This is a genomic window from Lacticaseibacillus sharpeae JCM 1186 = DSM 20505 (assembly GCF_001436225.1).
Lineage (GTDB): Bacteria > Bacillota > Bacilli > Lactobacillales > Lactobacillaceae > Lacticaseibacillus > Lacticaseibacillus sharpeae.
In genome coordinates, this window is sequence record NZ_AYYO01000017.1 from 23212 (window position 1) to 50019 (window position 26808).

The following is a 26808-nucleotide window of genomic DNA, read 5'->3' on the forward strand; positions in this document are numbered from 1 at the left end:
TACTTGTCCGCAAAAAATGCGGGGTTCCGCGTCACAAGCGACGCATTAATTAACTTAAGTCTGTGCAGACGCACTGCCGCGATCGTGCAACACCGCGTCCGCATCCATCCGGGTCAGCGTTCCGTCATCCACGTGGAATATCGCTGGCTCTTGGATTATTTCCCGGGCAATACCGTCCAGGCTCGTCGTGGTCAGGAAGGTTTGCACCTTATCCTGAATCGCCCGCAGCAGGTGTGTCTGCCGGTTATCATCCAGTTCGGACAACACATCATCCAGGAGTAATACTGGATACTCACCGGTTTCCTGCTTCATCAAGTCGATTTCGGCGAGCTTAACCGCCAGCGCCGTGGTGCGCTGCTGGCCCTGACTGCCAAAAGTCGCGACGTCGCGGTCATTCACGATGAACTGGACGTCGTCGCGGTGCGGGCCCACCAGGGATGTGCCCTGGTCGAGTTCCCGCTGCCGGCTCTTGGCGAATAGATCTTGGAGCCGGGCGGTCGCCGCATCGGCATCCCCGAACGCGTCGTCGTGCACCTGACTCACATACCGCAGCTGCAGTACTTCGCCGCCACGCGTGATGTCACTGTGAATCACCGCCGCGAACTTGCCCATATCCTGGAGCAGCTTGGCCCGGGCCGCAATCACGGCGCCCCCGTACTGTGCGACTTGGTCGGTCAGCACATCAAGGAACGTCAAATTCTTGGTCTGATGGAACTTGAGCTGTTTCAGGTACGCATTGCGCTGCTTCAGTGCCTTCTTGTACATGGTCAGATTGGCCAAATACGCCGGGCTCATCTGGCCGAACTCCATATCGATGAAGCGTCGGCGCAGGGCCGGACTCCCCTTCACCAGGTTCAGGTCCTCAGGGGCAAAGAGAATCACGTTCAACTTGCCCATGTAGGCCGAGAGTTTGGGCGCATCCAAGTTGTTGACCTTGGCGCGCTTCCCCTGACTGCTGATGACCAGGCGTAAGTCGGTGTTGCCGAGCTTGCGGCTGACCCGACCGTCGATGCGGGCGAAATCTGCCCCGAAGCGCACCAAATCCCGGTCATTATTGCTCCGGTGACTCCGGGTAATGGCCAGAACGTAGACACTTTCGAGTAAGTTCGTCTTGCCCTGTGCGTTACTACCAATCAGCACGTTGATCTGTGGGGAGAAGTCGGTGCTGACCTTGGCGTAGTTCCGGTAGTTCCGCAGTTCCAAATGCTTCAGGTACATACTAGCCTTGAACCAGGTTGAACTGGCTCCCATCGTTAAGAATAACGGTATCACCAGCAACTAATTTGCGGCCCCGGCGATTGTCTTCCTCGCCGTTGATCTGAACGCTGTTCTCAGCCAGGTACCACTTAGCCGCCCCGCCAGATTCAACAACACCCGCATCCTTGAGCAATTGGCCCAGCGTTATGTAGGCTTTAGAGATTGTGATTTCCATTTGGTTTTAACCTCCACGTTGCACACAAAAAATTCAGTAATTACATCTACTATTATAGCGTTTTTCATGTAAACAAACAATCAACGCGGGGGTATTTTCGCCCGTATTTCAAATGTGTCCGCATTAAGTATCCCGGGACTAAAAAAGCGTAAAACGGCGTGACGGCCGTTTTACGCCGTTTTACGCGAAAATCGCGATTTTTTTAGCCTTCCTGGCGGCAATTTTGCCATTTTCAGGCACCCGGCGCTACTTTTACACCGCTTTAACCACCCGTTAACCATTTTCAAGGGCAAAATGCGGCTCGGAGCCCCAACTTTGCCGGCCCGTTTGCCGCGCCCTCCACGGCGCCGCGTGCTCCCACGCCTTGGCTGGAAAAATAACGGTGGCTGCGGCAAAAATAACAAAAAAAGCTGGCCCGCAACTTGCTTGTTGCGGGCCAGCACCAGTAAGCACTTAGAATGTCCGAACTGGGGTAATGAGCTGAATGTAGTGTTCCTTGTCTTCGCTTGGCACCAAGGTGAATGGCCGCAATGGTGCGGTGAAGGCCACTTCGATTGTGCTCTGGCCCAGCCCCTGGAGTGCCACCTTCATGTAGTCAGGGTTGAAGGAGATTTCGAGGTCTTCCCCTTCCAGCGCGTTGAAACTAAGCTGTTCTTCAACATTCCCAATTTCAGGTGAGTTCCCAAACAAGGTGACCTGGCCGGCGCCAACTTCGATGTTCAGCCGCACAACGTTATTCCGGCCTTCGTGACTCATCAGGCTAGCACGGTTGATGGCCGCCAGCAGTGCGGGCGCAGAGAATTCAATGCGCGTGTTGGAAGTGGTTGGAATCAGCCGCGTGGTGTCCGGGTAGTTGCCGTCCAGCAGCCGGGAGTAGAAGGAAGTCTGGCCGATGGTGAACAGCACCTGGTTGTCGGCAATCCGCAGCTCGGTTTCGGTGACGTCATCCGTGAGCATCCGGCCAAGTTCGGTCAGGGAGCGGCCCGGAATGATGAAGTCGGCGTCGGTGGTGACCCCTTCCAGATCGATGCTGCGCTGAGCCAACCGGTGTGAGTCCGTCGCCACGGCAACCAAGGTCCCGTTTTGAATGGAAATGTGCACCCCGGTCAGGATTGGCCGGCTTTCCTGGGTGGAGACGGCAATAACGGTCTGGCCAATAATCTGGCGGAAGGTGTCCGCCTTCAAGGTCAGTGACCGGTCGCTACTGATTTCAGGCAGCTGCGGGTAGGTTGCGGCATCGAGGCCGTTGATTGTAAATTCACTGGCCCCACTGGTGATGGTGGCCTGCAGGTCTTCGATAGTGACGGTCATGTTGTCTTCAGGCAGCCGCTTAACGATTTCCCCGAAGAAGCGGGCAGGCAAAATGATGGCCCCAGGTTCCTGGATGGTCAGCGTGTTGTCTTCACTATCTTCGGGAATCGTTGCTTCGATGGAAATGTCGGCATCGGAACCGGTCAGGGTTAACCCAGCGGTGGTTGCGACCAGCTTCAGGCCGGTGAGCACTGGAATGGTGGTCTTGGAACTGATTGCCCGACTAACATCGGCGAACGTCTTGAGGAAGCTGGAGCGATTGATAGAGAATTTCATTGGTGGTGACCTCCCGGGTTACATAGATATAGTAATTAAAAGAGTAACAGTAGTAGGGGCTGGGGAACCTGTGGAAAAGTCGAAATTTGGCCCGTGACACAGCGGAAATGCTTGTGGATTGGATGTTGATAACTTTTGCGGGTTACCCACAACTATCCACATGTGCAAAAATGCTGGGTGCCGTGGACGTGCGCGCGTTAACCGCGGTTTTTCAGCTTATTCTTCAGCTCGATAATCGACGCTTTGAGGTCGGCATCGGCACTTGCCGCCTTTTCGATTTTGTCGACGGCGTGGATGACGGTGGTGTGGTCCTTCCCGCCAAATTCCCGCCCAATCTGGGGCAGCGAGCTGTCGGTTAGTTCCCGCGCCAGGTACATCGCGATTTGGCGCGGCATGACAATCTGCTTGACGCGCTTCCGCCCCTTGATGTCGGTGACAGATACCTGGTAGTACTTGGCGACCATCTCTTGAATCTCCGCGATGGTTAGCTGGGTATTCTTGCCGGAAATCTGGGTCTTCAGCGCGTCGGCGGCGAGGCTCGTCGTGATTGGCGACTTGGTGGTCTCGGCGAAAATCTTCACCCGCAGCAGCGCCCCTTCTAGTTCCCGGACGTTACTATCAATCTGGCCGGCGATGTAGTGCAGCGTATCTTCCGGTGCGTCGAGGCCTTCATCGGTGGCCTTGTTGCGCAGGATGGCGATACGGGTTTCAAGATCTGGCGGCGTGATGTCAACGGACAGGCCCCACTTGAAGCGGGACACCAAGCGGTCCTGGAGCTTGGGGATCTCGTTGGGCAGCCGGTCGCTGGTCAGAACGATTTGCTTCTTACTGTTAAACAGCGCGTTGAAAGTATGGAAGAATTCTTCCTGGGTTCCTTCCTTATCGCCGAAGAACTGGATGTCATCGACGAGCAGCAGGTCCACGTTCCGGTATTCTTGGCGGAACTGTTCCTGGCGCTTGGACTGGATGGAATTGATGAAGTCGTTAGTGAAGTCCTCACCGGATACGTACTTCACGTTGGCGTTCGGATTGTTTTGCAACATGTGGTGCCCGATAGCCTGCATCAAGTGCGTCTTGCCCAGTCCCACGCCCCCATATAAGAAGAGCGGGTTGTACAGCGTGCCGGGTTCATCGGATACGGCAAGGGCCGCGGCGTGGGCCATCTGGTTGCCCTTCCCAATGACGAAATCTTCGAAGGTGTAGCGGCTGTTCAGGTGCGAAACGGTCTTGAAGGTTGGCGTTGGTGCGGCAGTCTGGACTTCTGCTTCCGGTTCAGGTGTGGTTTCAGGTTCATCGCCCTTAATGGTAATTACCGGTGATAACTCGGTCCCATTAAAGGAGTAAGCGGCCTCGACAACCTTTACGGCGAGGTTTTTTTGCCAGTATGTTTGGTGCAGTTGATCTGGCACTTGGATTTCAAGCGTGTCGGCGTTCAAACGCACTGGTGTTGCCGATTCAATCCACGTGGTGTATGCCACGGAAGACATATTCTCGCGGAAATGGTCGGTGATGTAGGCCCACAATTCATCCATTACACTTACTCCTTGGTCAGAGCCCGCACGAATGCCCGGGACTCACGTGATAGCCACACCGCAAGCGGCATGGGTTTGTTCTATGTAGATTACGATTTAGCGCATACTAACCTCCACTGTTCACTAATATCTTTATGAACGGCGAAGGAAATTTTTTTGTCCAGTTTGCGCTACAAGGAAGATTTTATCATTACTCGAAAAAGTTTTCCACAGGCAAAGACGGAGAAAAAGAAGCAAATTAGACTATGCACATGTTTCACAAAGCTTAATTCAGAGAATCGACAAGCTTGTGGAGAAAATGTCCACAAGTGGGGAATCAGCCGCGAATAACTGCAAAATGCTGCGGGTTATGCACACGTGACGGTGCAAGAAGAATGCCAGTCTACTGCTGTTTCACAAGGTTTTACACAGGTTAACTTTATTCTGTGGATAGTTTATCCCCAAATCTGTGTATTTGTCGCTATGCTGAGGATAACTCGGGTACAACTGGTAGTGGTCAAAAATGCGATTTTGGTTATCCACACCCATTATCGACCGGTCCCGGGACTGAACTTTGGCGAACTTGGGGTTGTGGATAAAATGGCGGGGCCGCCAGAATTCGGCCGGGGTTTTCCGAAAAAAAGCGGCGCAAAAAAATTTTTATGCGCCCAAATTTTGCGCAAAAAACGCCATAATTCCCTCATCTTCGCGTGGTGGTGGTTGACGTGGCGCCGATTGACCAGTATAATCAAACTTTGTTTAAAGTGTTTGTAATCGAAATGAACATAAGAAGTTCAAAATGAGGAGGTGCAACAATGACCACCAAGCGTACTTTTCAACCTAAGAAGCGTCACCGTGAACGCGTTCACGGTTTCATGAAGCGCATGAGTACTAAGAACGGCCGCCGCGTATTGGCTCGTCGTCGCGCTAAGGGTCGCAAGGTTCTGGCTGCCTAATTGGCAATCAAATCGCGATTTTTAAAGGGGTGGGCCCAGACATTTGTCTTGGCCCACCTTTTTTTAGCCCCAAAAGCGGCCAGCCCGGGAATGAATCCGCTATTTCTTTCCTATGCTAACCACCGGGCTCTGTTGTATACTGTAAAAGATTGTGAGGGATGACGGTGCGCAAATCTTACCGCATTAAACGTGAAGACGAGTTCCAGGATGTGTTCGACAACGGTCAGTCCGTGGCGAACCGGAATTTTGTCGTGTACCATCTGAGTCGGCCGGAAGCTAAACACTTCCGCGTCGGGATTTCTGTCGGCAAGAAAATTGGGCACCGGGCAAACGTCCGCAACCGGATTAAGCGGTACATCCGCCAGAGTCTGCTGGAACTTAAGCCACAGATTGATCCGCAAACTGATTTCCTGATTATCGCTCGTCGTGGTGCGAGCCAGCTGGACATGGCGGAGAGCAAGAAGAATCTTGCCCACGCCCTGACGCTGGCGGGTCTGCTATTAGACGAAGAAAAAAACGAGTGAGGATATATCGTGAGTAAGCAAGCAAAACGCATCTTGGCAGTGGTTGCCATGGCGCTGGTTGCCGTCACGCTGGCTGGTTGTTCCACTAGCGCGGTTGACGCCAACAGTACCGGGATTTGGGACCGCTACGTTATTTACAACGCCGCACAGTTCATCAAGTGGCTGTCTGGCTTCTTCGGTGGTAGTTATGGGATGGGGATTATCCTCTTCACCATCATCATCCGGATTGTCATCTTCCCCCTGTCCGCCATTTCCATGAAGAACATGACGAAGCAGTCCGAAATCGCCCCTAAGCTCAAGGCCCTGCAGCAGCAGTACAAGTCCAAGGACCAAGAGACGCAGGAAAAGTTGATGAAGGAAACCCGCAAGCTCTATGCGGATGAAGACGTGCACCCAATGATGAGCTTCCTGCCCGTGCTCGTGCAGATGCCATTCCTGTTCGCCTTGTACCAGGCCATTTACCGGACTGATTCCCTGAAAGCCGGGACGTTCCTGTGGATGCAGCTGGGTAAGCCGGACCCCCTGTACATCACCATGATTCTGGCGGCCATCTTCACCGGGCTCACCAGTTACATGTCGATGCTGGCCCAGCCGGAACGGAATAGCATGTCCATGATTATGACGTTCGGGATGCCAATCTTCATTTTCGTCATGGCGCTGGCCCTGCCATCTGCCGTCACGATTTACTGGGTTGTCACCAACGCATTCTCCTTGGTCCAGCAGCTCCTCTTGCAGAACCCATTCAAGCTGCGGCGCGAACGTGAGGCCAAGGCCCAAGCGGAACGTGATCGCGAGAAGGCTTTGCGCAAGGCGAAGAAGCGTGCCCTGGGTAAGCGGTAATTACAGATTAATGGACGGCCGGAACAAGCTTGCTGATTGCTTGTTCCGGCCGTTTTTTAATGCGCCGCCCGTATTACCGGGTTAATGGTGTAAAATAGGGGCATTGAAGTAACGCAGAAAGGAACTACCATGCCGACATACGAAGGAAAAACGATTGAAATGGCGATTGAAGCGGGCCTGCTGGCGATGGGGTTGACCCAAGATGACGTGCAGATTGACGTCTTGAACGACGCCAAACGCGGCTTCCTTGGCTTCGGGGCCAAGCAAGCGCGCATCAGCATGACCTTAAAGCAGCCCGCGGCGGCACCAGAAGTGACGGCCGCTCCGGTTGCTGAACCGACCCCGGCACCGGAGCCCACGGTACCAGCGCCTGCCGTTGATCCAGAAGCCGCGGCGGCCGCACAAGTTGCCGCAGCCGAAGAAGCTCGGCGCGCCGAACGCAAGCAGATTAACGATGCGGCATTGGCGGCGGTGCAGGAATACTTGACGAACTCAATTGCCGCCCTCGGCATTGAGGCGAAGGTGCACTACCAGCACATGACTGGCGGCGTGATGTTCCAGATTGACGCGGATAAGGACGCGCTACTCATCGGCAAGCACGGGAAGACGATTAACTCGCTCCAGTTGCTCGCCCAGACGCTCTTTAACCACCGTGGGCGCGCCAAGTGGACCATTATGCTGAATGTTGGTGACTACCGGCAACGGCGCGATGAGAGCGTTAGACGGCTAGCCCAGCGCACAGCGCGCGAGGTGCTCGCAAGTGGCAAGACGGTGTACCTTGACCCAATGCCGTCATTCGAGCGCAAGGCGATTCACCACGAGTTGCAGGACAATAAGTACGCGACAACCAGGTCGGAAGGGGTGGAGCCCCACCGGTACGTGGTTGTGGTGCCAAGAAGATAAATGAATGGCCGCTGATTGCGTTGCGATTGGCGGTTTTTTCGTGCGGACCACGATGTTTTGGCATCCCGAAAATAGTTGCCCAGCGATTTTTGGTTAACCTAAAACAAACGATTTGCCTTTTGCGCGGTGGATATTGGTGGCAATGCTTGTGCTGACTATTCCTGAAGCGTAAGATTGCGGTAACTAACAGCGGCAACAGTTCGTTTTGCCCATTAATCGGAGGTAGTCCTATGTATAAACCAGCAAAATTGCAGCGGGGCGACCGGGTCGCCATCGTCAGTCTGTCTAGCGGGGCACTCGGTCGCACCGACGCCCAGCATGAACTGGTACGGGGCGCCCACCGGCTGCGTGATTTGGGCCTGACCCCGGTGTTTATGGGCAGCAGTCTGCGGTCGCCGGAGTATTTGGCCGCGCACCCAGAAGCACGGGCGGCAGACCTCAAGGCGGCGTTCATGGATCCGGACATTAACGGCATTATTTGTGCAATCGGCGGGGATGACACCTACCGTCTGGCGCCGTTTTTGCTCGACGACCCTGAATTTGCGGCGGCGGTGTGGGCGCACCCGAAGCTCTTTACCGGCTTCTCGGACACGACCGTTAACCACCTGATGCTGTATGGGCTGGGGCTGCAGACATTCTACGGACCGAACTACATTAACGACATCGCCGAGCTCGACACCCAGATGTTGCCATATACGGCGTCGACCATTGCCCGCTACTTTACAGACCAAGCGGTAACTCCGATTCAGAGCAGCCCAGTATGGTACGAGGAGCGCACCGACTTCTCGCGTGCGGCCCTGAACACGCCCCGGCGCCAGCATCCCGAAGAACATGGGTATGAAGTGCTGCGGGGAACGGGTACCGCGGTCGGCACGCTGCTGGGTGGTTGCCTCGACAGTCTGGACGATTTGCTGACGACGAGTCGCTACTCTGATGAGGCGGCGGTGGCGGCGAAGTACCACTTGGTGCCAGAAGCAAGCAGCTGGGCAGGTAAGATTTTGTTCATCGAAACCAGCGAAGAACAGCCCACGCCCGCAGAGTACGCGCGGATGCTGGATACCCTGGACCAACACGGCATCTTGGCCCAAGTCAGCGCCATCATTGCCGGTAAGCCGCAAAATGAACGCTACTATGATGAATACAAAGCGGCGCTGACCGCGGCCACCGCCAAATACCACACGCCGGTGATGTTCAACCTGAACTTCGGCCACGCATATCCGCGGACAGCATTGCCGTACGGGGCCAAGGCGGAATTGGATTTGGATGCCAAGACGCTGACGGTGGTGGAGCCGTATTTTAGGTAATTCCAATACGATTAGCTAAGGGGATGATGACGTGTGGGCAAATTTACGGTTGGAGTCAAAAAGACAGCCATGGATAATTTATATACTAATTTTTATCTTACTTACGCTGTCATTAACCGTCCCTACAGTTACACGAATGACGAGTAAGACCGTCCCTTCCTTGAGTAGCTATCATGGTTTGACAGCAGCTAATAATCAACTGGTAGTACCAACGGCGGACTACTTTAGGCAGGCTGCTATTGAAACTGCCCAAGAACAGATCCGTGTCAGCAGGCATAACAGTTCACCGTTACGCAACAAACCAGCGGAACGAAAATGGCGATTGTATTTAAATCAAGTAATTGGCGCGTATCAGCAAAGTGATTATCGGCAAGTTAATCGCGTTGTATATGCAGCAATGCAAGATTCAGACTTGGTTCAGCATGATGTTGGCCAATTCTATGATCGTTCTGAGCTAATGCACACCCATCGGTCTGAATATATGCGTGTTATGCGTAAAGTTATAGAGCAGAAGTTTGATGCAACGCCGTATGTTAGTGAAATTGGCTCCGCTAGTGCAGCTGTGGCGGCAACTTTAGGAATTAGCGGGGTAACAAAGCGCGCAGATTTATTGTTCTTTTCACTGATGTTGGCCGCAGTAGTGTTGATAATGGGCTATATCTATACGCGTGATGAGCAGTCAGATATGCATGAATTGGCGCGGGTAACTCCGCAGACACGATTCAAGCAGGTTTTAATTCGCGCTGTTCTGCCAATTGTTGTACTTAACGTCTTGGTAATCACCGCTGTCGTGCTTAGCGTGGCGCTAGTGGCTTTATTTGCGCATCTACCCATCGGTTATGTAGCGATGCCATACGCCTTCGGAAGCAATGGTGCGCTAGTTGTGCGAACAGTCGTTGGATACTTAGCCTATTTTTTAATCTATTTCAATTTATGGACAGTAATTCTGGTTGTTGTTTGTGCGTTAACCGGAAGAATTACGAAAAACGTTTTGATGACGGTATTTATTGTGGGTACTTTAACATTCCTTACACCGCTTGGGTTGTTAAATGTTTTTGGTAAGCTAGGCAGGTACATTCCTTTTGCTTACTCGGATTTTTATGAAGTGTACTTTGGCCTGGGCCAATATGCACATGTCAGTTTGACGCAAATTGTTGGCGTATTCTTGACGGCAATCGTTGCGATTACCATGGTAGATTATCTGCTGTTTACAAGGCAGAAATAGAAAAACTAGCGATGTACTTGCCCATTTCTCCTGACAATTGTATAGTAGAACTCAGTTAAATACGGATGAAGCAGTCAAAGTGCTTTGTCCCCCTAGTTTGTTTAGGGGGATAGTGCACTTTTTTTGCGCGCTAAACCCGGAAAGGAATCTATCATGCCAAAATATGTAGCTGAAACTATTGCCGCGATTTCCACCCCGCCTGGCGAAGGGGCCATCTCGATTGTCCGTCTGTCGGGGGACGACGCGGTTGCACTTGCGAACTCGGTGTTCAAGGGCAAGGACCTGACTAAGGTGCCGACCCACACAATCAATTACGGACACATCATTGACCCCCGGACAAAGCGGCCAGTGGATGAAGTGATGGTCAGCGTGATGCGGGCGCCGAAGACCTTCACCCGGGAAGACGTGGTGGAAATCAACACGCACGGGGGCATCGTGGCCACGAGTCGCGTGCTGCAGCTGCTGATCGCGGCGGGGGCGCGGCAAGCCGAACCCGGCGAATTCACCAAGCGAGCGTTCCTAAACGGCCGGATTGACCTGACTGAGGCTGAATCCGTCATGGACATCATTCGGGCGAAAACGGATCGGGCGGCCCAGGTCGCTGTCGATCAGCTCGGGGGCAACCTGCGCACCACCATCGACGATCTGCGCCAGGACATCGTGAACGTTCTGGCCCAGGTGGAAGTGAACATCGATTATCCCGAATACGACACCGACCAGATGACCGTGCAGGCGATGGGGGTCTGTGCACGCGATGCGAACCAGCGCATTGACGGCTTGCTGGCGACGGCTCAGGGCGGCAAGATTCTGCGTGAAGGTCTGGCTACCGCGATTGTGGGTCGGCCGAACGTGGGTAAGTCGAGCCTGCTGAACTATTTGCTGCACGAAGACAAGGCGATTGTCACCGACGTTGCGGGTACCACCCGGGACGTGCTGGAAGAATACGTCAACGTCCGCGGGGTGCCGCTGCGGCTGGTAGACACTGCGGGGATTCACGACACGAACGATAAGGTGGAAAAAATCGGGGTGGAACGGTCACGCAAGGCGCTGAACGCCGCGGACCTCGTGCTGCTGGTGCTGGACGTCAGTGAACCACTCACCGATGAAGACCGCGAATTGCTCACGGCAACGCGCGCCAAGAAGCGAATTGTCGTGCTGAACAAGCAGGATTTGCCCGTTGCGGTGACCGGGGATGAGCTGGCGCAGTACGTGGAGCCAAGCGAGCTGATTAGTACGTCCATCCTGACGGCAACCGGCGTCGATGAATTGGAAGCACGCATCGCCAAGCTGTTCTTTGGTGGCATTGAAAACAGCCAGAACGAGGTTGTGGTCACGAACGCGCGCCAAATCGGGCTACTCAAGCAGACCCAGACCAGCTTGCAGGCAGTCCTGGATGGGATTGATGCGGGGATGCCCGTTGATCTGATTCAGATTGACCTAACGGAGGCGTGGGACAAACTCGGGGAAATCACCGGGGATGCCGCGCCGGATGAGCTGATTACGACGCTATTTACGCAGTTCTGCGTGGGCAAGTAGCTTACGATAGATTTTTAGTTAAAACGATAGATGATAAAACCGATAGATTTAGGAGAACTTACAAAATGGTTGAAGTAAAGGAGTATGACGCCCAGAGCTACGACGTCATCGTTGTCGGTGCCGGACACGCCGGCTGTGAGGCCGCCCTGGCCAGTGCGCGTATGGGGCAGGAGACGTTGCTGGTGACCCTGAACGTGGACATGCTGGCATTCATGCCCTGCAACCCCAGCGTTGGCGGCCCAGCGAAGGGGATTGTGGTCCGTGAAATCGACGCGTTGGGTGGCGAAATGGGCCACAACATCGACAAGACCTACATTCAGATGCGGATGCTGAATACCGGTAAGGGTCCCGCCGTGCGGGCATTGCGCGCGCAGGCGGACAAGGCTGCTTACCACCGCAGCATGAAGCAGACCATTGAACACCAGGACCACCTGACGCTGCGCCAGGGCCTGGTTAACAGCCTGATTGTTGAGGACGGCAAGGCAGCCGGGGTAGTTACCGCCACGGGGGCACGTTACCACGCCAAAGCGGTTGTACTGACCGCCGGCACAAGTTCCCGGGGAAAGATCATCATCGGCGAATTGATGTACAGCAGCGGCCCTAACAACTCGCTGCCATCAATTAAGCTGTCCGAGAACTTGGAACAGCTCGGCTTCAAGCTGCGTCGCTTCAAGACCGGGACGCCCCCCCGCGTTGACGGGGATTCCATCGATTTCAGCAAGACGGAAGAACAGCCCGGCGACAAGACGCCGAACCACTTTAGCTTCACCACGCCGGATTCGATGTACCTCAAGGATCAGCTGTCCTGCTGGATGACGTACACGAACGAAAACACCCATAACATCATTCGCCAGAACTTGAGCCGCGCGCCGATGTTCTCCGGGGTGATTGAAGGGGTCGGTCCGCGCTACTGCCCTTCCATCGAGGACAAGGTTGTCCGCTTTGCTGACAAGCCGCGCCACCAGCTCTTCCTGGAACCAGAGGGCCGCGACACGAGCGAGTACTACGTGGGCGACTTCTCCACGTCCATGCCGGAAGAGATTCAGCTGAAGATGTTGCACAGCGTGGCGGGGCTGGAAAACGCGGCGCTCATGCGGCCTGGTTATGCCATCGAGTATGACATCATTGAACCATGGCAGTTGCGATCCAACCTGGAAACAAAGGTGCTGCCCAACCTGTTCACTGCTGGCCAGATGAACGGGACTAGTGGGTACGAAGAGGCGGCCGGCCAGGGGATTATGGCCGGAATTAACGCCGGGCTGCGCGCTCAGGGCAAGGATCCGTTCATCCTCGGCCGCGACGAAGCGTACATCGGGGTCATGATTGACGACCTGGTGACCAAGGGCACGAACGAACCTTACCGTTTGCTCACCAGCCGCGCGGAATACCGTCTGCTTTTGCGGCACGATAACGCGGATCTGCGCCTGACGGATAAGGGCCACGCACTGGGGCTCATCGACGACGCCCGGTACGCGCGCTTCACCGCCAAGCGGGACGCGATTGAGGCGGAAAAAGCGCGGCTGGACACCCTGCGCCTGAAGCCAAAGGACGTGAACGACTGGTTGGAAGCAAACGGCGGGATTGCGCTGAAGGATTCCGTCACCGCCACCGAATTCCTGCGCCGGCCCGGCATTGACTACGCGACCTTGACTCAGTTCATTCCGGCCGCGGATGTGGATCACCGCGTGACCGAACAGGTAGAGATTCAGGTGAAGTACGCGGGTTACATCGCCAAGGAAGAACAGCGGATTGCCAAGTTGCGTCGGCAAGAGGCCAAGAAGATTCCGGACCGCATCGATTACGCGGCCATCAACGGCCTGGCTACCGAAGCACGGCAGAAGCTGGCCAAGATTCAGCCAACCACGCTCGCCCAGGCAGCGCGCATCAGTGGGGTCAATCCCGCTGACGTCGCGATTCTGTCGGTTTACATCGAGCAGGGTAAGATTGCGAAAACAAATTAAGGTATGCAAAAAGGGTTCCGACCGTGAAGTCGGAACCCTTTTTGGTAGCTGAAATTAGAAATTACAGCTTGTTAACGTTCGTAGCCTGAGGACCGCGGTCGCTCTGTTCTACGTCGAAGGAAACTGCCTGACCTTCGTCAAGAGTCTTGTAGCCGTCGCCCTGGATAGCGGAGAAGTGTACGAATACATCCTTACCGTCCTGGCCAGTGATGAAGCCGAAGCCCTTGTCTGCGTTAAACCATTTAACTGTACCCTGCTGCATGTTGATAATCTCCTTATCAAAAAACCTAATGTGACGAGAAACTGGTAATCGTAAAAAGAAAATCCATAGTGCAGTGAAACAATACAGTTCTCATTTTTAAATTACGTTGCCGTTATCATACCACACAATGCAAGCCGAAACACATTTATTTTGCGAAATGCGGCGAAATAACATATATCTGTGACAATTGGCACGGCAAGGGTTGTGTCCCCCAATTAGTTACGGTGCGCACACATTTCCCGGGAAATGATTAACCGGTAAAATTGCCGCTAATCGGCTGCGGAAAAACGGCGCCAAACTGCATGTTGGGTTATACTTAGCCTATTAACTACACGCTAGGAGGCAGCAAATGAAACCAAACCACCCAATTTTAAGGCGCATCGGGAAGGTGCTGCTGTTCGTGCTCCTGACAGTCACGCTGTACTTCTATCAGCTACCGATGATTCTCGGTTCACTGCTGGTGCGACACGAATATCCGCACAGCCACGCCGCGCGGCTGGCAGCACTGCATGGGTATGATCTCTGGATCACGCTGGCGACGGTCATTTTCGCGGCGGTAGAAATCGGCTTTTTAGTCTGGCTGTACCGGCACCAACTGCAGAAAAGGAATCCGTTGCACTTCGGCCGGCGCAAGTTTCGGCTGGAATCGTTGTTCTTCTTGTTCCTGATGTACGTGCTGGTGCTGGCGGTGAACCTCGTGGTGGCCCGTTTCGGGACGCCTAACAATCAGCAGGGCATTCTGGACGAGATGAAAATCTTGCCCGTGACGTTATTTTTTCTTGCTGGTGTGCTCGCGCCATTCATTGAGGAGCTTACCTTCCGCGGCATTTTCATGAACCTGTTTTGGGCCAAGGACAACCGATTTAATGAGTGGGCCGCCATCATTACCAGTGGCTTGGTATTCGGCCTGATGCACGAACCGCACTTGAGTGTCTTCCTCTTGTTATATTCTTCACTAGGTTGGATTTTGGCTTACACCTATCGTTACCACCGCGACCTGCGCTATTCAATCGGGTTGCACGTCATGATTAACTTTCCGTCTGCATTGGCCGCGCTTTTGCAGGCATTATGACGAAAAATTCGGCGATCTACATTTGCAAACGTTCGTTCGTTTTTAGCTTGTGAAACGGATGTATGTAAGCACGTGGTTAAAGGATTGTGAAAATTCATAAATGCATAAAGCCCCGTCATACAAGGCGTGAAACACAGTTTTAAATAATATTTCACAATAACAAAAAGTGCAAAATTGTAACATGCAATTTGCAATTTCTCTGCTATACTAGGTGTCGCACTACCAAAACGTGCAACGCGAATGAGTATCGGAGGATGTTAACCATGATTGAACAGCAAACCAGAAACGACGTACAAATCAGTATTGATGATTCCACCTTCATCACCGTGGTGCCAAGTGCGGTTTATAACTTGGAAGTCTGGGAATACGTCGACGGTTCCCGTCCCCACCGGATGGGGCGGATGGACTACAAGTTCAATCGGGACTCCTTTGCGGGCTTCATCTACCGGCTCTTCCCCGGCGTGGATTTCGTCAAGATCCACGACCTGCAGAAGCAGATTAACCCATTTTTTGACTTCGAGGTTTAATTAATCCATGGATGCTACTGTTATTAAATTAGTCATTATGTTGGTGGTTGCACTGTTGACCACGCTCGCCTTGATTGGCGTTGAGTTTCGGACCCACACCGTCCGGCCCGGCGCTACCGGCAGCAAAACCCTCGTGGCCGTTGTGGTTGCGGGCTTACTCATCAGCATTTTGTAGCGCAAATTAAAGTGCCGCCGCACACAAGCAACTGGCTGGTTGTCTGTGTGCGGCGGCTTTTTTTATTTTTCGAACTGCAGCAACCACCACGCATCGCAAGCGGAATGCTCACTGCCGGGAAGCGGTGCGTCAAGAGCTACAAACCCATTCTTGGCGTACAGGTGGTTGGCCGCCCTGAGCGCCACGAAGGTTTCTAAATAGACTTGCGGGTAATGTTGCCGCGCGTAGGTGAGGGCACAATCAATTAACCGCTGACCGTCGCCAAACCCGCGCCGATCCGCGCGAATATATAGCTTCTGCAGTTCCGCTATCCCCGGGGCGTACGGGCCGATGCCGCCGCCGCCGTATACTTGGCCCACCTTGTCGCTGAGCACCCAGTACGCGCCGTTTGGTTGACCAGCGTAAAATGCGCTCAAGCGGTCAAGCTGCGGATCGAAGTACGCGGTGCCAGGCAGGGCGAACCCGGCTTCTTCCAGGTCCTTGCGCACGATTGTGGCCATCTGCGTATCGTCTGTTGGGGTGATGGGCCGAATAATTAGGGCTGATTGCATGTGCTTGCCTCCGTAGTTCTGGCAGCTGATTGATGGCCGCCATTTTGCCGTTATTATACCCGTATTCAGTTACCGGTAACACGTTTTTTGAATGCTATACTCGGATTAAACGCGGAAAGAAGTTGAAATTATGTGGTATCTGCTCTCGTTCATGGCCCTGGTGTTTAGCTTCATGCTCATTATTTGCATCGTCAATTATCGCCGCCAGCGAACTGGTTTTTGGCGCTTACTGCTGATCATTTCGGCAGTTGCGTTCGCCTTGTTCCTGCTGCTGTTCGTGCTGCCGCCAATTATCCTGCTGTTTCAGTAATGATGACTTGAATTTCTGAAAACTGCATGGGGCAGGCAAGCAAGACGACTGCGCCCGTGGATGCAGGCCGTTTTCCCGCAAATATGCGGAAAAGAAACGCGGTTTAGTTTCTCGTTGCCGGAATTTTCTGTATAATGACTAGTGTAGATAGAACATTCGGAAAATACCTGGAGGAAATAATGGCTAACATTAAGCTGTTTGCATTGAACGGTAACTACCCACTTGCAGAAAAAGTGGCGGCATCGCTGAACATGGAGCTTTCACCCGCATCCGTTAAGCACTTCGCGGATGGCGAAATCCAGATTGATATCGATAAGTCCATTCGGGGTGCGGACGTGTACGTAATCCAGTCCGTGTCCGATCCGGTCAACGAGAACTTCATGGAACTCATGATCATGGTTGACGCGCTGCGCCGTGCTAGTGCCCACCTGATTAACGTGGTCATTCCGTACTACGGGTACGCACGTGCGGACCGCAAAGCACGGGCCCGCGAACCAATCACCGCGAAGATGATTGCGAACATGATTGAGATGGACGGCGTGAACCGTGTGATTACGGTTGACCTCCATGCCGACCAGGTGCAGGGTTTCTTCGACATTCCCGTTGACCACCTGCGCGCCCTGCCACTCATCGCCCACTACTTCATCGACAACAAGATTACCGATAACGTGGTGGCCATTGCCCCTGACCACTCCGGCACCAAGCTCGCCCGGAAGCTGGCAGAACACCTGGGTGCGCCGCTGGCAATCGTGGATGCCCGTCCTGGTGAACAGAACGTCGGCGTCATCGGTGACGTTGCCGGCAAGACCGCAATCATCGTGGACGACATGATCGACACGGCCACCCGCATTGAAGAGTCCGTTATTGCCCTGCAGGAAGCTGGGGCTAAGGACATCTACGCGATTGCGACCCACGCCGTGCTCTCTGCCGGCGCCGCAACGCGCCTGAGCAAGTTGCCACTGCAAAAGATTGTGGTTACCGACACCATCAACATTCCCGAAGAGAAGTGCCTGCCGAACATGGTGCAGCTTAGTGTTGGTGAACTGATTGGGAACGCCATCGACCGCATCAGCAAGAACGAATCCATTCACGACTTGTTTGAAGATTAATACTGCCGGGTTTGGCCTGAAGCTTAGAGCGCCAAAACATTGCACATAGTTGTTGTGCAGTGTTTTGGCTTTTTTTGTACGCCGAATTTTTTGGAAAAATACAGCGGCACGACTTAGGTGTGATTTAATTATGAATTTTGAATTAGATTATTGACAACTAGTTAAAATCTGATAATATATCTCTTCAAAGGAGCTGGCACATAGCTGACTTCTGCGACATACATAATTTTTTTGCAGGGGAAATTTGCCTCTGTGCAGATACTTCCCCGAACTCATGAGGAGGATACATATGGCTACAACAACACAAAAGCCCGAGTCTGAAATGACCATGAAGGACTGGGTCTACGCTGTTTCGCAGGGGATTGGGAACACCATCCTCGTTATTCTGGGCATGGGCCTGTTGCTGAACACCATCGGCACGGCCACACACTGGACCGCTATGGCGCAGGTTGGCACGATGGCCCAGAAACTGCTCGCACCCGCGCTGGGGGTTACCATCGCGATGATGCTGCGGACCACCACGCTGGTGACAGGGGCCACCATGATTGCGTCAACGGTGGGCTCGAACGCGGTTTACTTCAGTACTGCGGGCCTCGCTGACGCCGTGACCGCCACGGGTTGGCACGGCGCCCAGGCAGCAGGATCAATCATCCTGACGTCGGGCCAGCCGGTCTCCGCCGTTCTGGCGGGGGTCTTCGCCGCCGTGCTCGGGAAGTGGATGACGGGTAAGACACCACTCGACATGGTACTGGTACCATTCACCGTTAGCTTCGCCGGGTCCATCGTGGGACTGGCCACCGCGGCGGTTACGACACCTGCCCTTAACTGGGTCAGCAAGGAACTTGCCTACACGATGCAGGTGAGTCCAATCATCGGTGCGGCCCTCGTGTCCGCCGCGTGGTTCCTGTTCCTGATGACGCCGGCGTCCTCGGCGGCGCTCGCAATTGCCGTGCAGCTGGATCCGATGTCTGCCGGCGCAGCACTGATTGGTACCACCGTGGCGTTCGTATCGTTCACCGCGATGTCGTACCGGCAGAACAGTATCGGGGCCAACATCGCGCAGACCCTGGTGACCCCCAAGATTCAATTCAGTAACCTGCTGAAGAACCCGCTGCTAGCGGGGGGGCCGCTCGCGGTGGCAGCGATTTGCGCCGTGTTCGCCGTCGTGTTCTTCAACTTCAAGGTGCCATATTCCATCGCGGGTCTGGGCCTGAACTCGCTGATTGCCCCGCTGTGGCTGGCTCCGAATAACCCGGCCGGACTGGCGGTGTTAATCGCCTTTGGGGTGGTGATCCCGGTAATTGCCTCCTGGATCTACTACCGCGTAATGACGGCGGCGGGCCGCACGCAGGCCAACGACCTGAAGATTGTCGAACTGTAAACTGGCGTTATTTCCCGGGAAATATTGCCGTTAACCAGCGAAATTATTAACGGGTGGCAAAATTACCCGGAATCCAGTGGCACAATCAGTAAATGAGAATATAATGATGACAAGAGCGACGCACGGCTGCACCGGGCAGCGTGCGTAACGCGCCAAATCTAAGGGGGAAATCACCATGTCAGAGACCAAAGCAAAACCAGAAGATTTCGATTGGGAAAACATCGGATTCTCGTACCATGATTTACCTTACCGCTACCGTGCTTACTATAAGGATGGCCAGTGGAGCGAAGGCGGACTTGAAGAGAGCTCCTTCATGTCCGTGAGCGAAGGTGCCCAGGTGTTCCACTACGGCCAGGAAGTCTTCGAAGGACTCAAGGCGTACCGGCGGAAGGACGGCGGGGTTAACCTGTTCCGGCCCGACATGAACATCAAGCGGATGAACAAGTCTGCGGCCCGGCTCGTGATGCCTGAATTCCCTGAAGACAAGTTCATCGAAGCCTGCCGTGCCGTCGTGAAGGCCAACCAGGACTTCGTACCGCCATACGGCACTGGTGCGACCTTGTACCTGCGCCCATTCATGTTCGGCACGACGCCAATGGTCGGGGTGAAGCCGGCGGACGACTTCACCCTCGTAATCTTCGCGACCCCAGTTGGCGCGTACTACAAGGGTGGCCTTGCGCCAACCGCCTACGAAACCGGCGCCTACGACCGGGCTGCCCACGCTGGGACCGGGCAGGCGAAGACGTCCGGGAACTACGCGGCTAGCCTGCTGCCAGGACAGAACGCGCACAAGGCCGGTTTCTCCGACGTTGTGTACCTTGACCCCCGGCTGCACGAGAACATCGAGGAACTCGGTGGGGCGAACTTCTTTGGTATCACCGCGGACGGCAAGTTCCAGACGCCAAAGTCACCATCCATCCTGCCTTCCATCACCAAGAAGTCACTGCTCGCGTTGGCGCCTGAGTTCGGCTTGGAACCAGAAGAAACCGTCATTCCGGTGGCCGACATCGACAAGTTCACCGAAGTTGGGGCCATGGGGACGGCGGCCGTCATCTCGCCGGTTGGTTCGATCACCCATAATGGCAAGAAGCACGTCTTCTTCTCCGAAACTGAGGTTGGCCCGTACACCCGGAAGTTGTACAACCGACTCACCGCGATTCAGTTCGGCGACGAGAAGGGCCCAGATGGTTGGGTTTACGACGTTGAATTGTAATTAACACTACTAATAGTTAAGAAAACGGCCCGAAGCCAATCGCTTCGGGCCGTTTCTTTAGCTCCGCTGGTGGTAAAGCCCAGCAACGGTCTCCCGGCTGTTGGCCGCAATCTCGGCGGGCGGATACACGTCGCGGCCGTTGACGACGATGGCGCCGTCAGCATTAACCGTGATTTCGTTGCCCATCCACGCCCACCAACCATTACGGGTGGCCAGGGCGTTCTTGATGGTCATGCCGCCTTTTTTGGTCCAGAAGTCCTGGTCCGCCTTTGCCGTGTGATCCAGCAAGTACCGGACGCTGCCATCAGCGAAGTACACCTTCAGTACGTGCGCGCCTTGCTCAGCCCGTACTGCTTTAGGAAAGTTTTCTGCCATTCTGCTCATCCTTCCAGGGAATCGCGCGCAACAAGTGCACATGTGCAAGTACAACTTGTGTACGAATTAAGTAGCAACAACAAATTGGTGCACCACAATATTACCCCCCAGATTTTGCTTGTAAACCCCGAATTACCTGGTATAATAAGGTTTCGAGCACATTGATGGTGCGCGAATAAAAACGCAAAGTGCAAGATTTGTACTAGACCACTTAAGTATACATACCCAAATGAATAAATATTACCCGGATAATGACGGGCACGAAAGCCGAAATAGCAATATATTTCGGCTATTTTTGTATGGGAACCAATTTTTTACCGGTATATTATGCAAGCCAAAAAAGCCCAATAATATTTGTACCCACCAAAACCGCTTTTGAAATAAACCTGAAAACGCTTGTATTGGCGGCTTTGGATGCGATTGTTTGTTATTGGACCAAGGTAGACAACCATTGAATAAAGCGCTTGAAATGCATGAAAACGCATGAACCATATTGACGAATTATGTGAAAGCGCTACTATTGGTTCATACCAATTGACCACAGCGCGCAGGTCGACTGGAACTGAAATTTTTAAATTTTTCGCCGTGCACACGGCGCAACATAGTATAGTTGAGAGGAAAGTGAATCACATGAATTCATTTATTGAATGGCTGAACAAGCACCTGGTGCCGATCGCCACGAAGATTGGATCCGTTCGCTGGCTCGTGGCGCTGCGTGATGCCTTCATTAGCATCATGCCCGCAACCATGGCTGGGGCCGTGGCGACCGTCCTGAACGCTCTGGTCCGGGACATTCCTGGCCGCTTCGGCTGGACCGGTTTCGTCAACGCAATGCAGCCCCTGATTGGGGTTAACGGTCAAGTTTGGACCGGGTCCATGGCTGTCTTGGGTCTGATCTTCGCCTTTACGTTTGGTTACCAGCTGTCTGTTCAGTACAAGGTTGAACCAATCACAGGTGGGATTGTTACTCTGGGGACCTTCCTGATGACACTGCCTCAGGGTTACACCATTACCCTGGCTAAGGCACTGTCCAAGGCGGACACCGACATCATCACTAAGGCTGGCGCTGCTGTTACTGGGAACAGCATCTCCGGTTGGGGTTTCTTCAACTTCAATAGCTACTTCGGTGCTGCTGGGTTCTTCACCGTTATGTTGATGGGTGGTCTGGCGGCCGCAATCTACATCTGGCTCATGAAGAAGCACATCACAATCAAGATGCCTGATTCTGTCCCACCTGCAATTGCTGCTGCCTTCACCGGGATCATTCCGGCGACCGTCGCAATGTACGTTTCCGGGATTATTACCTGGGCCTTCACCAAGTTCGCGGCAACAACCGTGATCGAGTTTATTTCCAAGATTATCCAGGAACCACTGCTGAACTTGTCCCAAGGTTACGGGGCAGTGCTGCTGATGACCCTCCTGGTTCAGCTGTTCTGGTTCTTCGGTCTCCACGGGACCAACGTCCTTGGCCCTGTCCTTGACGGGATTTGGCTGACCGCGCAAGTTGCGAACATGTCCGCATTCAATGCCGGCAAGGCCCTGCCTTACATCTGGACACGTAATGCATTTGACTTGTACGCATGGATTGGTGGGGCTGGTTCAACCTTGCTCCTGCTGCTCGCCATCCTGTTCTTCTCCAAGCGTGATGACCAGCGGGCCGTGGCCAAGATGGCGATTGCACCCGGGTTCTTCAACGTTAACGAACCAGTAATGTTTGGGTTGCCAATCGTGCTTGACCCAATCTACTTCATTCCATTCCTGGCGGCACCAGTCGTTATGGTTACCATCGCGTACTTCGTCATGCAGGCTGGTTGGGTTTCCCCAATCAAGACGCAGATTGTTTGGTCCATGCCACCAATCGTGAACTCCTTGATTGCCACCCTTGACTGGCGTGCACCGGTCCTACAGATTGTTAACGGGATTATCGGGTTCCTGATTTACCTGCCATTCGTTAAGGCTGCCAACAAGATTAAGCCTGCTGAATACTAATTAGTTGTTGAACGATGTTGCTTTTGTTAGTCGGAGGATATGGACATGAAGGATAAAAGTTTGTTAGTTCTGCTCAACATTGGTTTGCTTTTAGTCATGTTCAGCCGGGCGACTTCGGGGATGATGGCGAACGCGCTCATCCTAAACGGGGCGGCACTGGCAGTCATCTGCGGCGTGATGTACTGGCGCCAGGCGAAGCAGAAGCACACCAAGAAGACAGATAAGTAGTAGACATTAGGATTGCGGAATTAGCCGCGTGTAGTAAGGAGTGTTTTTTCCATGGATATCCAGATGAAACTGAACGTACCAGCAGCGTACTTCTTCAACCGCTTGATTGAGTCGTCACTGTATGACATTAACGAGCAGACGGGGAAGAACTTACAGGCTAACCAGCTTGCACATTTCGCCTACAAACGGAAGCTCGCTAATGGGGCGTACGGGCGGTTCCTGGTGACCGATTACCGGCCCGAGGGTGTCTATGCGTACTCCATGCGCACTGGGCGCAATACGTACAGTGTGAGCTACAACGTGAGCCAGTTGACGGATGATGTCGCGCAGTTCCACTACACCGAACAAGTGACGGGGGAGAACAGCACGGTGAACGCCAACAACAAGCTGACCGGCTTCATGCTCGGTTGGTTCCGCAAGCGGCGGTTTAAGAAGATGGCGGCGGAAATTGCGCAAGACTACGCCAAGATGCTTGAAGTAGGCTGAGCAAGTTACGTCGATTGGTAATTGGGATAACGTGGCGGGAACTGTGACTGGCCCCCGCCGCGACGATAAGGAGTGTTTGATATGCGGCAACTCGGAATTTCAGTATATCCAGACCACACTAGTCTGGCAGAAGATCAGCAGTATTTGGACTTAGCGGCAAAGTACGGCTACAAACGTATCTTCACGTCACTGTTGCAACTGCACGGGGACGCGGGGGAGGACAACCTGGAGCGCTTCAAGGCAACCATCGATTACGCGAACAAATTGGGGTTCAAGACGATTGTCGACATCAATCCAGCGCTGTTCACGGATTTGGGCGTAACGTACGATGACCTGCATTTCTTCCACAATCTCGGTGTCTGGGGCCTGCGTCTTGACGAAGGTTTCACCGGGGTGGAAGAAGCGCGGATGACCCGCAATCCATTTGGACTGAAGATTGAAATTAACATGTCGGCGGGGACGAACTATCTCGCCAGCATCATGAGTTACCACCCGAACACCGATAATCTGCTCGGTTGCCACAATTTCTACCCCCAGATGTACACGGGGCTGTCGGACCAGTACTTCGTGGACTACTCGCAGCCATACCGCGACAACAACTTGCACACCGCTGCTTTCGTCTCCGCAGCGTCCGCAACGTTCGGGCCGTGGCCGGTCAGTGAGGGGCTGCCTAGTATGGAAAGCGACCGGACGCGTCCGATTGCGACCCAAGTGCAACACCTGCTGCTGACGGGGATGGTGGATGATGTGATTATTGGGAACGCCTATGCCTCTGAGGCCGAGCTCAAAGCGGCCGCAGATAGCTTCAACGCTGCGAACCCGCAGCTGACTGTCGATTTGAACGCCGACATCACGGATACCGAAAAGGCGATTGTCCTGGACGGCATCTCTGGTAGTCACCTGTACCGTGGGGACGCATCAGATTACCTGCTGCGTTCAACCTTGCCGCGCATTAAGTACGGCAACGCCTCCATTCCGGCCCATGGGGAAACGGGTAACTTCCAGCGCGGTGATGTGCTGGTTGTGAACGACAAGTACGGCCGGTATAAGGGTGAGATGCAGATTGCGCTCACCTGCGTGCCGAACGACGGGCGGCGCAACAAGGTCGGCCGGGTTGCAGATAGCGACTTGGCACTGCTGGCTCAGATCCACCCGTGGATGACGTTCCAGCTGGTAACGGCCAAATAACGATATGTGTTTGCGCATTAATATGAGTATGCTTTAGCACGTGGCTCGTTCCACGTGAAACAACGATGAATGATTGGCAAATGCTAGGAAGGCCGTTTTCCTGAGGGGGTTCGCGGCTACAGCCTAGCATTTGTCGTCAATGGAGGAAATAATGACGAAGAAAATTATGTTGGCCTGCTCAGCGGGGATGTCCACGAGCTTGCTTGTGAACAAGATGAAACAGGCTGCTGAAGATTCGGGGACGGACGTTGAGATCTTCGCCACCGCGGCCGCAGATGCCCTGGCCAAATTGGACTCAGAGCACCCCGACGTCCTGATGCTCGGCCCGCAGGTGAAGTACATGCTGGAAGAATTCCAGAAGAGTGCCGCTTGCCCCGTCGCGGTCATCAACATGCGCGACTACGGCCTCATGAACGGGCCCAAAGTGCTGAAGGATGCCCTGGCGTTGGCAGATAAGTAGTTAGGTTAATGGAAACAAAAATGCCCACCGGTGCGTGGGCATTTTTAATCGGACGCGCACCGGGCAGGGGATGCCGGGTGTGCGCACATGAAGGAGAATTTACACATGGAACACGCAGCAGATGAACAGACGATTATGAACCTCATCATGGCCGGCGGGAACGCGAAGAGCTCGGCCTTTGAAGCCATTTACGCGGCGAAGAAGGGTGACCAGGAAACGGCTAAGGCAAAGCTCAAGGAAGCCGATGAATTCATGGTTGCCGCCCACAACGCGCAGACCGACATGTTGACGCAGGAAGCTCAGGGCAACCACGTGCAGGTCAGCCTGCTGATGGTGCACGCGCAGGACCACATTATGAACGCCATCACGTTCCGGGATCTGGCGGGCGAGATTGTCGACCTGTACGGCCGGCTTGACTAGCTGAAGATTGACACTAAAGGACCTGGCCCCACAGCACTTAAGCTGCGGGGCCAGGTCCTTTTACGTATTGTTAAATGATCTCCAGGTGCTTCAGCGCTGCAGCAATCCCATCTTCGTCGTTGCTGCTGGTGACGTAATCGGCGTGGCTCTTGGCGAGGTCAGAGCCGTTGCCCATGGCCACGGCGGTGCCGGCGAAGTCGAACATTGGCAGGTCGTTCTTCTCGTCGCCAAAGACCAGCACCTGGTCGGGCGTGAGGTTGAGCGCCGCGGTGAGGGCGCGCAGGCCGTTGCCCTTACCGGCGTCCTTGTTCATGATTTCGAGGAAGTTCTTGCCGGCGCGGACGATGTAGGCTTCATCACCGAATGCGGCCAGCACTGCGGGTTCGATGCGGTCAAGTTCGGCGGTGCTGCCCACGAACGCGGCCTTAACGGGGGTGAAGTCCGCCGGCATTTCGTCTGGAGTGCGGATGTACAACCCCGCCCGGTTCTCCCACGCCTGCACGACGGTGTAGCGGTCCACATCCTTGTTGCTGGTGAAGACGGTGCTGGCGGCATCCAGGACGTAGTAACCGGCCTTTTCGGTGGTCGAGAAGGCGTCGAGGCGGCGGTACAGGTCGTTACTCAGGCTGAGCGTCTGGATGACGGTGCCGCTAGCAGTTTCAACCACGCCGCCGTTGAAGGTGATGGCGTACTGCTCATCGCCATCGATGCCCAGTGTGTCCATGTAGCGGCGCACCCCGGCAAGCGGCCGACCCGAGCACGGCACGACCTTAATGCCGGCAGCGAGTGCCGTTTTCAGCGCTGCAACCGTTGCGGGGGAAATGACGCCGTGGCTGGTGAGCAGCGTGTCGTCGATGTCCGTTGCGATTAGTTTGATGTCTGTCATGGTGAGTCCTCGATTTCGTTAAAAGTATATACTTTTATTCTACCTTAAATCGGGGCCAATTGTGTTTTATTGCGCGTAATCGGTTACATTTTTTGCCCACGGAATTTGTGACGTAATTTGCGACTTTTTCCGCTGAAACTGTTGCCAAGGCGGGCTGTATCATGTATTATAGTTAAGTCGCATGGCGATGCAGTATATGGGTGGTTAGCTCAGCTGGCAGAGCACCGGACTCTTAATCCGGGTGTCCAGGGTTCGATCCCCTGACCACCCAGCATATACACAGGTGAAACAGGGCGGAAACGTCCTGTTTTTTTGTGCTCTGGGGATTTTTACCCCGAAAATTCGGAACTATGTCAAACGGTGTTGAATAGTAAATTTATCATTTGGAGTTCGTCCT

General features: G+C 54.1%; 29 protein-coding genes and 1 tRNA gene. 22 read left to right on the forward strand and 8 right to left on the reverse strand.

Annotation, left to right across the window (positions count from 1 at the left end; genetic code table 11):
- Positions 1-54: 54 nt before the first annotated feature.
- The 4 genes from recF to dnaA all read right to left on the reverse strand — a co-directional run bounded on the left by recF (position 55) and on the right by dnaA (position 4551).
- The gene (recF, locus tag FC18_RS04930) at positions 55-1218 is read right to left on the reverse strand and encodes a DNA replication/repair protein RecF (RefSeq protein ID WP_054679048.1); all 1164 of its coding nucleotides are present in this window, start codon (positions 1216-1218) and stop codon (positions 55-57) included.
- A gap of 1 nt (position 1219) precedes the next feature.
- A complete protein-coding gene (gene yaaA, locus FC18_RS04935) occupies positions 1220-1432 on the reverse strand; it encodes a S4 domain-containing protein YaaA (protein WP_056975619.1) in 213 nt (70 codons plus the stop codon).
- 453 nt (positions 1433-1885) lie between these two features.
- A complete protein-coding gene (dnaN, locus tag FC18_RS04940; RefSeq protein WP_056975621.1) occupies positions 1886-3019 on the reverse strand; it encodes a DNA polymerase III subunit beta in 1134 nt (377 codons plus the stop codon).
- A 197-nt stretch (positions 3020-3216) separates the two neighbouring features.
- Positions 3217-4551: a chromosomal replication initiator protein DnaA gene (gene dnaA, locus FC18_RS04945; RefSeq protein WP_056975623.1), complete on the reverse strand. Its 1335-nt coding sequence runs from the start codon at positions 4549-4551 to the stop codon at positions 3217-3219.
- Between the two features lie 794 nt (positions 4552-5345).
- Between dnaA and rpmH the strand changes: the two genes are divergently transcribed.
- The 8 genes from rpmH (at position 5346) to mnmG (ending at position 13779) form a co-directional block, all read left to right on the forward strand.
- Positions 5346-5486 (forward strand): 50S ribosomal protein L34, encoded by a 141-nt coding sequence (rpmH, locus tag FC18_RS04950; protein WP_054679051.1) that lies wholly within the window; start codon positions 5346-5348, stop codon positions 5484-5486.
- Between the two features lie 164 nt (positions 5487-5650).
- Positions 5651-6010 (forward strand): ribonuclease P protein component, encoded by a 360-nt coding sequence (rnpA, locus tag FC18_RS04955; RefSeq protein WP_054679104.1) that lies wholly within the window; start codon positions 5651-5653, stop codon positions 6008-6010.
- A gap of 6 nt (positions 6011-6016) precedes the next feature.
- Positions 6017-6850, forward strand: a complete 834-nt coding sequence (locus FC18_RS04960) for a YidC/Oxa1 family membrane protein insertase (RefSeq protein ID WP_054679054.1) — start codon at positions 6017-6019, stop codon at positions 6848-6850.
- A 129-nt stretch (positions 6851-6979) separates the two neighbouring features.
- Positions 6980-7753, forward strand: coding sequence for an RNA-binding cell elongation regulator Jag/EloR (jag, locus tag FC18_RS04965; RefSeq protein WP_054679055.1), 774 nt, complete (start codon positions 6980-6982; stop codon positions 7751-7753).
- A 230-nt stretch (positions 7754-7983) separates the two neighbouring features.
- Positions 7984-9057, forward strand: a complete 1074-nt coding sequence (locus tag FC18_RS04970) for a S66 family peptidase (protein ID WP_056975625.1) — start codon at positions 7984-7986, stop codon at positions 9055-9057.
- A 178-nt stretch (positions 9058-9235) separates the two neighbouring features.
- Positions 9236-10282: a hypothetical protein gene (locus tag FC18_RS04975; RefSeq protein WP_156660868.1), complete on the forward strand. Its 1047-nt coding sequence runs from the start codon at positions 9236-9238 to the stop codon at positions 10280-10282.
- 153 nt (positions 10283-10435) lie between these two features.
- On the forward strand, positions 10436-11818 hold the full coding sequence (gene mnmE, locus FC18_RS04980) for a tRNA uridine-5-carboxymethylaminomethyl(34) synthesis GTPase MnmE (RefSeq protein ID WP_054679061.1): 1383 nt from the start codon (positions 10436-10438) through the stop codon (positions 11816-11818).
- A 65-nt stretch (positions 11819-11883) separates the two neighbouring features.
- Positions 11884-13779 (forward strand): tRNA uridine-5-carboxymethylaminomethyl(34) synthesis enzyme MnmG, encoded by a 1896-nt coding sequence (gene mnmG / locus FC18_RS04985; protein WP_054679064.1) that lies wholly within the window; start codon positions 11884-11886, stop codon positions 13777-13779.
- Positions 13780-13840: 61 nt separating this feature from the next.
- On the opposite strand, the gene FC18_RS04990 is transcribed toward mnmG, so the two are convergent.
- Complete coding sequence (locus FC18_RS04990; protein WP_054679066.1) at positions 13841-14041, reverse strand: cold-shock protein; 201 nt, start codon at positions 14039-14041, stop codon at positions 13841-13843.
- A gap of 349 nt (positions 14042-14390) precedes the next feature.
- On the opposite strand from FC18_RS04990, the gene FC18_RS04995 reads away from it, so the two are divergent.
- The 3 genes from FC18_RS04995 (at position 14391) to FC18_RS12045 (ending at position 15815) form a co-directional block, all read left to right on the forward strand.
- Positions 14391-15113, forward strand: coding sequence for a CPBP family intramembrane glutamic endopeptidase (locus FC18_RS04995; RefSeq protein ID WP_056975627.1), 723 nt, complete (start codon positions 14391-14393; stop codon positions 15111-15113).
- 263 nt (positions 15114-15376) lie between these two features.
- Entirely contained in the window at positions 15377-15640 is a 264-nt protein-coding gene (locus tag FC18_RS05000) for a hypothetical protein (RefSeq protein WP_056975629.1), read from the forward strand.
- A gap of 7 nt (positions 15641-15647) precedes the next feature.
- Entirely contained in the window at positions 15648-15815 is a 168-nt protein-coding gene (locus FC18_RS12045) for a hypothetical protein (protein ID WP_156300915.1), read from the forward strand.
- A gap of 62 nt (positions 15816-15877) precedes the next feature.
- Here the strand turns inward: FC18_RS12045 and FC18_RS05005 are convergent, their stop codons facing one another.
- Positions 15878-16366, reverse strand: coding sequence for a GNAT family N-acetyltransferase (locus FC18_RS05005; protein WP_056975631.1), 489 nt, complete (start codon positions 16364-16366; stop codon positions 15878-15880).
- Between the two features lie 130 nt (positions 16367-16496).
- Between FC18_RS05005 and FC18_RS05010 the strand changes: the two genes are divergently transcribed.
- The 4 genes from FC18_RS05010 to FC18_RS05025 all read left to right on the forward strand — a co-directional run bounded on the left by FC18_RS05010 (position 16497) and on the right by FC18_RS05025 (position 20379).
- Positions 16497-16676: a hypothetical protein gene (locus FC18_RS05010; protein WP_054679075.1), complete on the forward strand. Its 180-nt coding sequence runs from the start codon at positions 16497-16499 to the stop codon at positions 16674-16676.
- 179 nt (positions 16677-16855) lie between these two features.
- The gene (locus FC18_RS05015; protein ID WP_054679078.1) at positions 16856-17785 is read left to right on the forward strand and encodes a ribose-phosphate diphosphokinase; all 930 of its coding nucleotides are present in this window, start codon (positions 16856-16858) and stop codon (positions 17783-17785) included.
- Positions 17786-18074: 289 nt separating this feature from the next.
- Positions 18075-19166 carry a PTS sugar transporter subunit IIC gene (locus tag FC18_RS05020; RefSeq protein ID WP_235804210.1) on the forward strand — a complete coding sequence of 364 codons (1092 nt, stop codon included), beginning with the start codon at positions 18075-18077 and terminating at the stop codon, positions 19164-19166.
- A 175-nt stretch (positions 19167-19341) separates the two neighbouring features.
- Complete coding sequence (locus tag FC18_RS05025; protein ID WP_056975634.1) at positions 19342-20379, forward strand: branched-chain amino acid aminotransferase; 1038 nt, start codon at positions 19342-19344, stop codon at positions 20377-20379.
- Between the two features lie 57 nt (positions 20380-20436).
- Here the strand turns inward: FC18_RS05025 and FC18_RS05030 are convergent, their stop codons facing one another.
- Entirely contained in the window at positions 20437-20754 is a 318-nt protein-coding gene (locus FC18_RS05030; protein ID WP_054679081.1) for a hypothetical protein, read from the reverse strand.
- A 630-nt stretch (positions 20755-21384) separates the two neighbouring features.
- On the opposite strand from FC18_RS05030, the gene FC18_RS05035 reads away from it, so the two are divergent.
- From FC18_RS05035 to FC18_RS05060, 6 genes are all read left to right on the forward strand, one after another.
- A complete protein-coding gene (locus tag FC18_RS05035; protein WP_054679084.1) occupies positions 21385-22743 on the forward strand; it encodes a PTS sugar transporter subunit IIC in 1359 nt (452 codons plus the stop codon).
- Between the two features lie 45 nt (positions 22744-22788).
- Positions 22789-22971: a hypothetical protein gene (locus tag FC18_RS05040; RefSeq protein ID WP_054679087.1), complete on the forward strand. Its 183-nt coding sequence runs from the start codon at positions 22789-22791 to the stop codon at positions 22969-22971.
- 51 nt (positions 22972-23022) lie between these two features.
- On the forward strand, positions 23023-23457 hold the full coding sequence (locus FC18_RS05045) for a DUF3284 domain-containing protein (RefSeq protein ID WP_054679090.1): 435 nt from the start codon (positions 23023-23025) through the stop codon (positions 23455-23457).
- Positions 23458-23538: 81 nt separating this feature from the next.
- The gene (locus tag FC18_RS05050) at positions 23539-24645 is read left to right on the forward strand and encodes a DUF871 domain-containing protein (RefSeq protein WP_056975636.1); all 1107 of its coding nucleotides are present in this window, start codon (positions 23539-23541) and stop codon (positions 24643-24645) included.
- A gap of 151 nt (positions 24646-24796) precedes the next feature.
- Positions 24797-25105, forward strand: a complete 309-nt coding sequence (locus tag FC18_RS05055) for a PTS sugar transporter subunit IIB (RefSeq protein WP_054679095.1) — start codon at positions 24797-24799, stop codon at positions 25103-25105.
- Positions 25106-25192: 87 nt separating this feature from the next.
- Entirely contained in the window at positions 25193-25525 is a 333-nt protein-coding gene (locus FC18_RS05060; protein ID WP_054679097.1) for a PTS sugar transporter subunit IIA, read from the forward strand.
- 70 nt (positions 25526-25595) lie between these two features.
- Here FC18_RS05060 and FC18_RS05065 read toward each other — a convergent pair whose 3' ends face one another.
- The gene (locus tag FC18_RS05065; protein ID WP_054679101.1) at positions 25596-26411 is read right to left on the reverse strand and encodes a Cof-type HAD-IIB family hydrolase; all 816 of its coding nucleotides are present in this window, start codon (positions 26409-26411) and stop codon (positions 25596-25598) included.
- A gap of 198 nt (positions 26412-26609) precedes the next feature.
- Here FC18_RS05065 and FC18_RS05070 point away from each other — a divergent pair.
- Positions 26610-26682: transfer RNA gene (locus tag FC18_RS05070), tRNA-Lys, on the forward strand.
- Positions 26683-26808 lie beyond the last annotated feature (126 nt).